9 protein-coding genes are annotated in these 9,039 nt (G+C 39.9%); 8 read left to right on the top strand and 1 reads right to left on the bottom strand.

Translation table 11 applies throughout. From position 1 onward, the window contains the following. Window positions 1-67 precede the first annotated feature (67 nt). The gene (gene folP, locus MED134_RS13540) at window positions 68-901 is read right to left on the bottom strand and encodes a dihydropteroate synthase (RefSeq protein WP_038600161.1); all 834 of its coding nucleotides are present in this window, start codon (window positions 899-901) and stop codon (window positions 68-70) included. 291 nt (window positions 902-1,192) lie between these two features. On the opposite strand from folP, the gene MED134_RS13535 reads away from it, so the two are divergent. The 8 genes from MED134_RS13535 (at window position 1,193) to MED134_RS13500 (ending at window position 9,011) form a co-directional block, all read left to right on the top strand. Further along, window positions 1,193-1,732, top strand: coding sequence for a DUF1599 domain-containing protein (locus tag MED134_RS13535; RefSeq protein WP_035329080.1), 540 nt, complete (start codon window positions 1,193-1,195; stop codon window positions 1,730-1,732). A gap of 47 nt (window positions 1,733-1,779) precedes the next feature. Next, on the top strand, window positions 1,780-3,522 hold the full coding sequence (locus MED134_RS13530; RefSeq protein WP_237747126.1) for a BT_3928 family protein: 1,743 nt from the start codon (window positions 1,780-1,782) through the stop codon (window positions 3,520-3,522). A 1-nt stretch (window position 3,523) separates the two neighbouring features. Continuing rightward, window positions 3,524-4,600 (top strand): ABC transporter permease, encoded by a 1,077-nt coding sequence (locus MED134_RS13525; RefSeq protein WP_038600153.1) that lies wholly within the window; start codon window positions 3,524-3,526, stop codon window positions 4,598-4,600. Between the two features lie 199 nt (window positions 4,601-4,799). Then, entirely contained in the window at window positions 4,800-5,552 is a 753-nt protein-coding gene (gene tpiA, locus MED134_RS13520; RefSeq protein ID WP_038600150.1) for a triose-phosphate isomerase, read from the top strand. A 106-nt stretch (window positions 5,553-5,658) separates the two neighbouring features. After that, complete coding sequence (locus MED134_RS13515) at window positions 5,659-6,171, top strand: hypothetical protein (RefSeq protein WP_052084252.1); 513 nt, start codon at window positions 5,659-5,661, stop codon at window positions 6,169-6,171. 2 nt (window positions 6,172-6,173) lie between these two features. After that, the gene (locus MED134_RS13510; RefSeq protein ID WP_038600147.1) at window positions 6,174-7,778 is read left to right on the top strand and encodes a S8 family peptidase; all 1,605 of its coding nucleotides are present in this window, start codon (window positions 6,174-6,176) and stop codon (window positions 7,776-7,778) included. Beyond that, a complete protein-coding gene (prmA, locus tag MED134_RS13505) occupies window positions 7,778-8,638 on the top strand; it encodes a 50S ribosomal protein L11 methyltransferase (protein ID WP_038600145.1) in 861 nt (286 codons plus the stop codon). The genes MED134_RS13510 and prmA overlap by 1 nt, the downstream gene beginning before the upstream one ends. A 97-nt stretch (window positions 8,639-8,735) precedes the next feature. Further along, a complete protein-coding gene (locus MED134_RS13500) occupies window positions 8,736-9,011 on the top strand; it encodes an ATP-dependent Clp protease adaptor ClpS (protein WP_035328087.1) in 276 nt (91 codons plus the stop codon). The last annotated feature ends 28 nt before the right edge of the window (window positions 9,012-9,039 follow it).

The raw sequence follows: 9,039 nt of genomic DNA, 5'->3' as shown, positions 1-9,039 counted from the left end.
GTTAATCAAAGGCGGTTTTGTGTATCCTAACGGAGATTAAATGCAATTGTTATAATACCTAATCTTATTAAGACACGTTAGATGATAAAGCATTTGAGAGTGATATCACCTCCATAGCTTCCTTAACATCGTGTACTCGCAGTATACGCGCTCCTTTACTTATTGCCACCGTATTAAGAACAGTCGTGCCATTAAGAGCTCCATCTGCCGTTACATCTAATGTTTTATAAATCATAGATTTACGAGAAACACCTGCTAGCACGGGCATTTCAAAAGCCTTAAACAAGTCAAGGTTATTGAGTAGTTCAAAACTTTGCGCTGTAGTTTTTGCAAAGCCAAAACCAGGGTCTATAATAAGGTCATTAATCTTATGACTTTTTGCCACTGCAACTCGCTCCGAGAAGTAGTACATCACCTCTTTAAAAAAATTATCATAAGTGGTAAGTTGCTTCATAGTTTGAGGAGTCCCACGCATATGCATCATTATATATGGCACCTGTAATACCCCTACGACAGCCATCATATCATCATCCAGCATCCCAGCACTTATATCATTTACAACAGCTGCACCTGCCTCAATTGCTTTTTTTGCTACGCTTGCGCGAAAGGTGTCTACGCTTATCACAATCTCCGGAAAAGTAGTAACTAACTGCCTTACCACCGGTATGAGCCTGCGCTCCTCCTCCTCTACCGAAATATCTGTCGCACCAGGTCTAGAACTATATGCACCTACATCTATAAACGTAGCGCCATCGCTAAGCATCACCTCAACCTGACTTATGGCAGCATATATATCACCATACTTTCCTCCATCATAAAAGCTATCTGGTGTGAGATTGAGAATACCCATTACCTTTGGTGTGGTGAGATCTATTAGCTTTCCGTTGCAGTTTATGGTCATTATAGGTTAACGTTGTTTAGATGTAGTTAGGTATTTATATACAGTAGTATCACTTATAAAGTCTCGAGGTATAGACTACCTCTAGTCTCTAGCCCCGATTGCCGTGTAAATCCCACAGCTGGCTGGTGCAACCGCCGCGAGGAATTGCAACAAAAAGCGGGATACTCCCCCAAAAGTACACCATAAATTGTGTGCTTCAAAAAGATAGTACACTTCTCTCTTTATAAGGCAAGGGGTATTTCTTATATTGAAGTTTTTAACCGAAATTTACCAAAAATCAAAAGAAACCCTATGGCCGATACGTCTGCGCAATATGATGCGGTAATCACTCAATGTAGAGATTTGTATATAAAAAAAATGAAGGATTACGGGAGTGCGTGGCGCATACTGCGCTTGCCATCTCTTACAGATCAGATTTTTATAAAAGCACAGCGCATACGTGGCTTACAGCAAAACGAGGTGCAAAAGGTAGATGAGGGACAGCAGTCTGAGTTTATAGGCATTATAAATTACTGTGCGATGGCGCTGGTAAATCTTGAGCGCGGTGTGGTAGAGCAACCCGACCTCGAGCTTGAGGAGGCTGTAAAGGCTTATGATGAGAAAATCGCGCTCACAAAACAGTTGATGATGGATAAAAATCACGACTATGGTGAGGCCTGGAGAGATATGCGTGTGAGCAGCCTTACTGATCTTATATTGCAGAAGCTGTTACGTGTAAAACAGATAGAGGATAATAAAGGTAAAACACTGGTGTCTGAGGGGATTGATGCAAATTATCAAGATATGATAAACTATGCGGTGTTTGCAATGATACACTTAGGAGAGGCTTAATATTTATTACTGACTACAGCTATATTAAAAACGACCAAAGCTTTTTTATGATGAAGGTACTTACACACATAGCACGCTTTATAGTAGGTGCTTTGTTTATTTTTTCTGGTTTTATAAAACTTAATGACCCGCTTGGGTTTTCATATAAACTTCAAGAATATTTTAGCGCAGAGGTGTTAGGGTTAGAGTCTTTATCTCCTTATGCACTGCTTATCTCCATTATACTGGTTGTAGTAGAGGTGTTACTGGGTATTGCACTGCTTGTAGGTTTTAGAAAGAAAATCACCTTGTGGCTGCTGTTTGCGATGATTGTATTTTTTACATTCCTCACGTTTTACTCGGCTTACTTTAATAAGGTGACAGATTGTGGTTGTTTTGGCGATGCGATACCGCTTGTACCTTGGGAGTCTTTTGCAAAGGATGTGATACTGCTGGTATTGATTCTTTTCTTAATGATTAACCAGAAACACATTAAACCACTCTTCTCAAAACTTATAAATGCATCGCTTGTTTTTGTATCATTTTTAGGATGTATGTTTTTTGGTATGCACGTACTTGAGCACCTACCGTGGCTAGATTTTAGAGCATATAAAGTAGGGTCTAATATTGCAGAGGGTATGGCGGTACCAGAAGGAGCACCAGAGGCGACCTTTGAGTATCAATGGACCTTTCTTGTAGATGGCAAAGAAGAGGTGATCACTACAGATGGAGGGTATCCAGAGGTAGATGGCACATACGTATCTTATGAAGTAGTACAAACAAGCGAGGGATATGAACCACCTGTGCACGACTTTACTATAGAGCGTGACGGCAGGGATTATACAACTACTTATCTTGAGAAAGAAAATCTAATCGTAATCATTGCCTATAACTTACTCAACACAGAAGCGCAAGGTTATTACAACATACGTAATATAACAGAAGAGGCTATACGCAAAGGGTATAATGTAATAGGGCTAAGCTCATCTGCCCAAGACGCTGCAGATACTTTTGTACAAGAAAACAGATTGCCTTTTAAGTTTTTCTTTACAGATGAGACGGTACTTAAAACCATTGTACGCGCAAACCCTGGTATTGTGAGTATACATAAAGGAACCATTCTTCAAAAATTGCATTACAATGATGCAGAAGACCTACGACTTGTACCTCAAGAAAATAGTAAACCAGAAATGGACTTTGCTCTTAAATATGAACTTGACAGCATTGCATATCTTGATCAGAAGTACCGCAAACTAATGTATCTACCTGAAGGTCCAGAAAAAATAGCAGAGGCTAAAAAAGCAGGTGTAGCCCCAGAAGAGTTGCAAGGCTTTTTATGGAAACAGCAGGAACTACTAGACAGCATTAATTTGCAGCGAGTAGAACGCATACTTACTACATCTGGTTATCCAGGCAAAAGTATTGTAGGAGAACCTACAAACACCGCAGCCTGGTATGTAGTACAGCATTCTAATAAAATAGACACTTATCTAGACACCATAAAAGAGGCTGGTGCAAAGGGAGAATTACCTATGCGCCTCGTTGCAATGATGGAGGATCGTTATCTCTCACAGCAAGACCTCCCACAAGTATATGGAACGCAAGGCGTAAACTATGGGTCTGGTGATTTTATGTGGCCTGTAAAAAACCCAGAAGAGGTAAATGCAATACGTGCTCAAGCAGGTTTTACACAAACTATTGAGGAGTATGCACAAGCACTCTTTGGTGAAGGCTTTGTGTATAAAGCGATTTCTCTAGAAGATGCGCTTGCCATAAAACAAGGAAAACTCACTCCTAGTGATATAAAATAACTTGGTCAAGCAACTTATATATAAACTAGGCTATGCACTTCTCACCTTATGGGGAGTTGTGACGGTTATCTTCTTTTTATTTACGGTACTACCCGGTGATCCCGCTCGTATGATGCTAGATCAAAATGAAGACCCAGAACAACTAGCAAAGGTGCGTGCAAAGTATGGTTTTGATAAGCCTGTAAGTACTCAGTATGGGTATTACCTCAATGACTTATCACCATTATCTTTTCACGCAAGTGATCATACTAACTACACGTCTCTCACTTCTGGAAAGTATAGCGCTACTCCCCTATTTACGATAGGTAACACTACTGTAGTATTAAAATATCCATACTTGCGAGAAAGCTTTCAGAAAACGGGTAAACCAGTCACTCAAGTTATTGCAGAAACGCTACCTAACACTATTGTACTGGCCGTAAGCGCCATACTTATAGCGATAGTTATTGGGATTATACTCGGCATTATTTCGGCGCAAATGATGGACACTTGGGTAGATAAAACCATACAAATTGTGAGCACCCTAGGGATGAGTGTCCCTAGTTTTTTTAGTGCTATTTTGTTTGCTTGGCTATTTGGCTATGCATTGCACTCCTTTACTAATCTTAATATGACGGGTAGTCTGTATGAGATGGATGATTTTGGCGAAGAGGTACACATACGCTGGAAAAACCTCATATTACCAGCCCTCGTTTTAGGCATACGACCACTAGCAGTTGTAATACAACTTATGCGCAACTCACTTCTTGAAGTATATAATCAAGAGTACATACGTACCGCCCGTGCAAAAGGGCTTAGCACCTACCAGATTATTAAAAACCACGCTATAAAAAATGCGCTCAACCCTGTTGTAACTGCTATTTCTGGGTGGTTTGCATCTATGCTAGCCGGTGCTGTTTTTGTAGAATATATCTTCGGGTGGAACGGACTAGGTAAAGAGATAGTAGACGCGCTCAATACGTTAGATCTCCCTATTATTATGGGAGCTGTACTAGTGATTGCAACCCTATTTGTTATCATTAATATCTTAGTAGACTTTGTATACAAATGGCTAGACCCAAAGGTAAAACTGGGATAAGACACTGCCATCTTACGAAAACGGTATCGTGAAAACTACGTTAACCGCACCCCAAACTTCAATTACGGGTGTTATATTTGTTATGATGAGTACGCTTTCGCGAAAGCGTAATAACACCCCTTATTAATCACTTTGGTAAGCTCATCTATAATCACATACAACTAACAAGCTACTACCCTAGCGCCAAAAAATATACATAATGAGAAAACACATCGTTGCCGGAAACTGGAAAATGAATAATGACCTTGCTGCCACAGCTGGTCTCATCACAGACTTAAAACGTAAAGTAAATAATGGTGATGCAGAGGTTATTATTGCTCCTACATACATTAATTTACATAGTGCCTTTGAGAGTCTAAGCGATAGTAACATCACAGTAGCCGCACAAAATATGCACCAGGCAAAAAGTGGAGCTTACACTGGTGAGATCTCTGCAGCTATGCTTAAAAGTGTGGGGGTAAATACAGTAATTTTAGGTCATAGCGAGCGTCGTGCTTATTTTAATGAAGGAGATGAGCTTCTTACAGAAAAGGTAAATGCTGCCCTTGAAAACGAGATGCGAGTGATATTTTGTTTTGGAGAAGAGCTAGAAGATCGCAAGGCTGGCAACCAAGAAAAGGTTGTAGAGAGCCAGCTTAAAAATGCACTTTTTCATCTTGATGCTTCGGCTTGGTCTAGTATCGTGCTAGCATATGAGCCAGTATGGGCAATAGGTACGGGAGAGACTGCCTCACCAGAGCAGGCACAAGATATGCACGCGTTTATAAGAAAAACAGTTGCAGAGACCTATAACGAAGAAGTAGCAGAAAATGTAACCATACTTTACGGAGGATCTGTAAAACCTGGTAATGCAAAAGAGATTTTTGGCAAGCCAGACGTAGATGGAGGCCTCATAGGTGGCGCATCGCTTAAGGCAGATGACTTTTTTGAAATTGTAAATGCTTTTGCATAAAAGCAGCCACATTTTATCATAAATATGAATACGCTAGCCATCACGGCTAGCGCATTTTTATTTTATATCAATTGGTATTAGTATTTTAGAGCTAAATCTTATTGTAATGAAAATACTTACGCTTGCTCTACTTATAATGTTAACCACCTCAAGCTGTGCCGCTCAAACTACTAGTGAGACTGCCACAAACCGTGATGGATCACTGGCTCTCTTTAAAAACAAAAAAGAAAGCAACGCCATTTATGTGACTAGAAGTGGCAATATGGGCATAGGCAAAAAGAAGCCTACAGATAAGCTCGAAGTAAACGGACGCATACACGCTCGCTCTGTAAAAGTAGATCTAAAAGAATGGGCAGATACTGTTTTTGAAGACGGGTATGATTTAGCCCGCTTACGCGAAATTGAGAACTACATAAACACAAACGGGCATCTACCAGAAATACCCTCTACCGAAGAGGTTCTTAAAAATGGGATAGAGCTAGGTGAGATGAATAGATTACTCCTCAAAAAAGTAGAAGAACTCACGCTACACCTCATACGCCAAGAGAAACAAATAGAACAAGCACTAGATAAGGTCGCAACGCTCGAAAAAGAAATAGCTACGATTAAAAAATCATAGGTATGAAGCGGCTAGTCATCATCATACTTATTGCTTTCTCTTACACCATTACGGCACAAGAGGACAGATTTTATATAAGAACTGTTTCAAATGCTATAGAAATACCTGTACAAACACAAGATTCTGTTGTTACGTATACAGGAGATGAATTGCGTTTAAAAACGCTTTTTGAAAAACACGATGTAAAGATCTTTAGAAAAGGGTTTAAATATGCCACTCGCGATAAGCTCAAGCGCACCTTCTTTGCTATTGCCGCTACACCTGCCTTTCAGCAAGAGTTAAAAATGATTGCTCCAGATATATTTGAGTTTTCTGAAAGTATTACCGCTCAAAAACTACAAATCTATGAGCCTAATGATTATGGAGTAACAAGTACTACAGGGCAAAATCTGGGCTCATCTTTATTATTTGACTACTATGACTTTATGGGAGTACCCCAAGCCTGGTATTACACAACGGGTTCCCCAGATGTGCACATTGGTATTTCTGATGGATATGTAGATCCAGAAGACCCGGAGTTTGCTGGTAAACTTACAATGGTAAAAAAAAGCAGCCTCTCTGGTGGACACGGCTTTACGATAGCAGCTATTGCAGCTGCTCAAGGTGATAATGCCTATGCTGGTGCAGGTGTTTGTTACGACTGTAGCATCAAGACTACTACTTATGGAGATTTTAAAGAATTTAATCAACTACTAGAACTTGCGAGAAGCGGCGTGAAAGTGATAAACTGCAGCTGGGGAAGTCGCACTTATTACGAGACCGCTCAAGAAGCTATTAATGAGATGCGAGATCTAGGGACCATCATTGTATCTGTGCCCCATAATGCACCTTATAGCAAAACCAACGGAACACAGTTAAGATACCCGGGAGCCTATGAACACGTACTATCTGTGGGAAGTGTGCAACATAAATATGACACGATAGAAGATGGTCTCAACATAGAAGAAAAAAATGGTAAATATTATGCCGAAAAACAACAGTATCACCTATCCCGCACAGGAGGATTTGCAAATAATGATCCAAAAGACACCTATAGACTTTACTTAAGCTCTACAAATAATCTTGACGCCACAGTAGATATTGTGGCACCGGGCAATGATATCTTTCAGTATTACAAGTTTCAAAAAAATGGAGAGATTGCTTACAACCCTTATCAAGCTACCTCACCCGCAGCACCACTAGTAACCGGCACTATAGGTCTTATGCTCTCCGTAAACAATGACCTATCTGTAGATGAGATGAGTAGCATTATAAAACTCTCTGCTACAAACATAGATCACATCACGGCAAACGAACCGCTACGTGGCCTCTATGGCGCAGGGTCTTTACACACTGGCAGAGCAGTAAATATGACACACGAGATGCTGCAACCAGACAGCTATACGCTTTTAGAAAATCAAAACTTTACAAGGTGGAATTTTAGCTTACGAGCTCCTTATAAAGTACTTATAAGAAATGAGCAATTTAGAGAAGCTGCCCGAGTAGGTTTTACTGCAAAAGAAGAGATTCTCATCGATACAGAAACCGTATTTTTGCCCGATGCAAATGGATCTATACTTCTCACCATAGACCCAGAAGCAACATACAACTTACAAAAAAACAACTAATGACTCCCATCTACCTAGGCTACACATTTACTATAGAACCACGCGACCCTGCTACAGAAATTCTCATTGCAGAGCTAGGCTACGCAGGTTTTGAAAGCTTTACAGAGACCTCTACTGGTGTAATTGCATACATACAGAAACAAGAGGCGTTTCCAGAAGGTAAGGTGCAGTTTGACCAACTACTCAATGATATACAGATCTTAAATTCACAAGAATTTAAAATCACTTATACTGCAGAAGAGATAGAGCAAGTAAACTGGAATGAGGAGTGGGAAAAGAATTTTGAACCTATAGAAGTAGATGGTAAGTGTGCCGTGAGAGCGCCCTTTCACAAAAAAACAGATGTAGCCTTTGATATCGTCATAGAGCCAAAAATGTCTTTTGGGACCGGCCATCACGAGACTACCCATATGATGATCAAGCACCTTCTTAAACTTGATGTTACAGGTAAGAAAACACTAGATATGGGATGTGGCACAGGCGTGCTTGCTATACTTGCAGAGATGCGTGGAGCACAACCTATAGATGCTATAGATATAGACAACTGGTGCTACCTTAACACTATAGAAAATGTAGAGCGTAACAACTGTAATCACATCACCACTTATGAGGGAGAAGCCTCTTTACTTAGTGACAAAAATTATGACATCATCATCGCAAATATAAATCGCAACATATTACTAAGTGACATCCCTACCTATGCTAGCTGTCTTCCCGAAGATGGAATTTTATTATTAAGTGGCTTTTATACAGAAGATATTCCACTTATTTCCGAAAAATGCAATGAACACGGACTTTATTTCGTTAGTAACTACGAGCGCAATAATTGGGTCGCTTGTAAGTTTGAGAAGCGAGGCTAGACACAGTTAGAGAGTTAATAATATTATGTTAGAATTACGCTTTCGCGAAAGCGTAAACCCACAAAATTTGTAAATTTGCAGCAAAAATCTTAATGATATGAGCAATCAAGAAAAATATCAAGAAGAACTAGACATCTTAACCGAAGAATCACCGGCACACGAGATTATACTCTATAATGATGATGTAAATACCTTTGATCACGTGATTAATACACTCATCTATGCTTGTGATCACGAAGAAAATCAAGCACACCAATGTGCACTACTGGTACATTATAAAGGGAAATGCTCTGTAAAGTCTGGCGATTACAAAGATTTAGAGCCTCGTTGTTCTAAACTTTTACAAGCGGGACTCAGTGCGGAAATTGTATAAAATCATTCCTCAGAATTAATCACAAAAA

Source organism: Dokdonia sp. MED134 (genome assembly GCF_000152925.2).
Classification (GTDB): domain Bacteria; phylum Bacteroidota; class Bacteroidia; order Flavobacteriales; family Flavobacteriaceae; genus Dokdonia.
This window is presented reverse-complemented; position numbering and strand designations above follow the sequence as displayed.

Coding starts and splice junctions, on each gene's coding strand:
- MED134_RS13530 (WP_237747126.1), top strand. CDS start 1,780: ATGATGAAGGTACTTACACACATAGCACGCTTTATAGTAGGTGCTTTG.
- MED134_RS13515 (WP_052084252.1), top strand. CDS start 5,659: ATGAAAATACTTACGCTTGCTCTACTTATAATGTTAACCACCTCAAGC.
- tpiA (WP_038600150.1), top strand. CDS start 4,800: ATGAGAAAACACATCGTTGCCGGAAACTGGAAAATGAATAATGACCTT.
- MED134_RS13500 (WP_035328087.1), top strand. CDS start 8,736: ATGAGCAATCAAGAAAAATATCAAGAAGAACTAGACATCTTAACCGAA.
- MED134_RS13535 (WP_035329080.1), top strand. CDS start 1,193: ATGGCCGATACGTCTGCGCAATATGATGCGGTAATCACTCAATGTAGA.
- MED134_RS13510 (WP_038600147.1), top strand. CDS start 6,174: ATGAAGCGGCTAGTCATCATCATACTTATTGCTTTCTCTTACACCATT.
- prmA (WP_038600145.1), top strand. CDS start 7,778: ATGACTCCCATCTACCTAGGCTACACATTTACTATAGAACCACGCGAC.
- folP (WP_038600161.1), bottom strand. CDS start 901: ATGACCATAAACTGCAACGGAAAGCTAATAGATCTCACCACACCAAAG.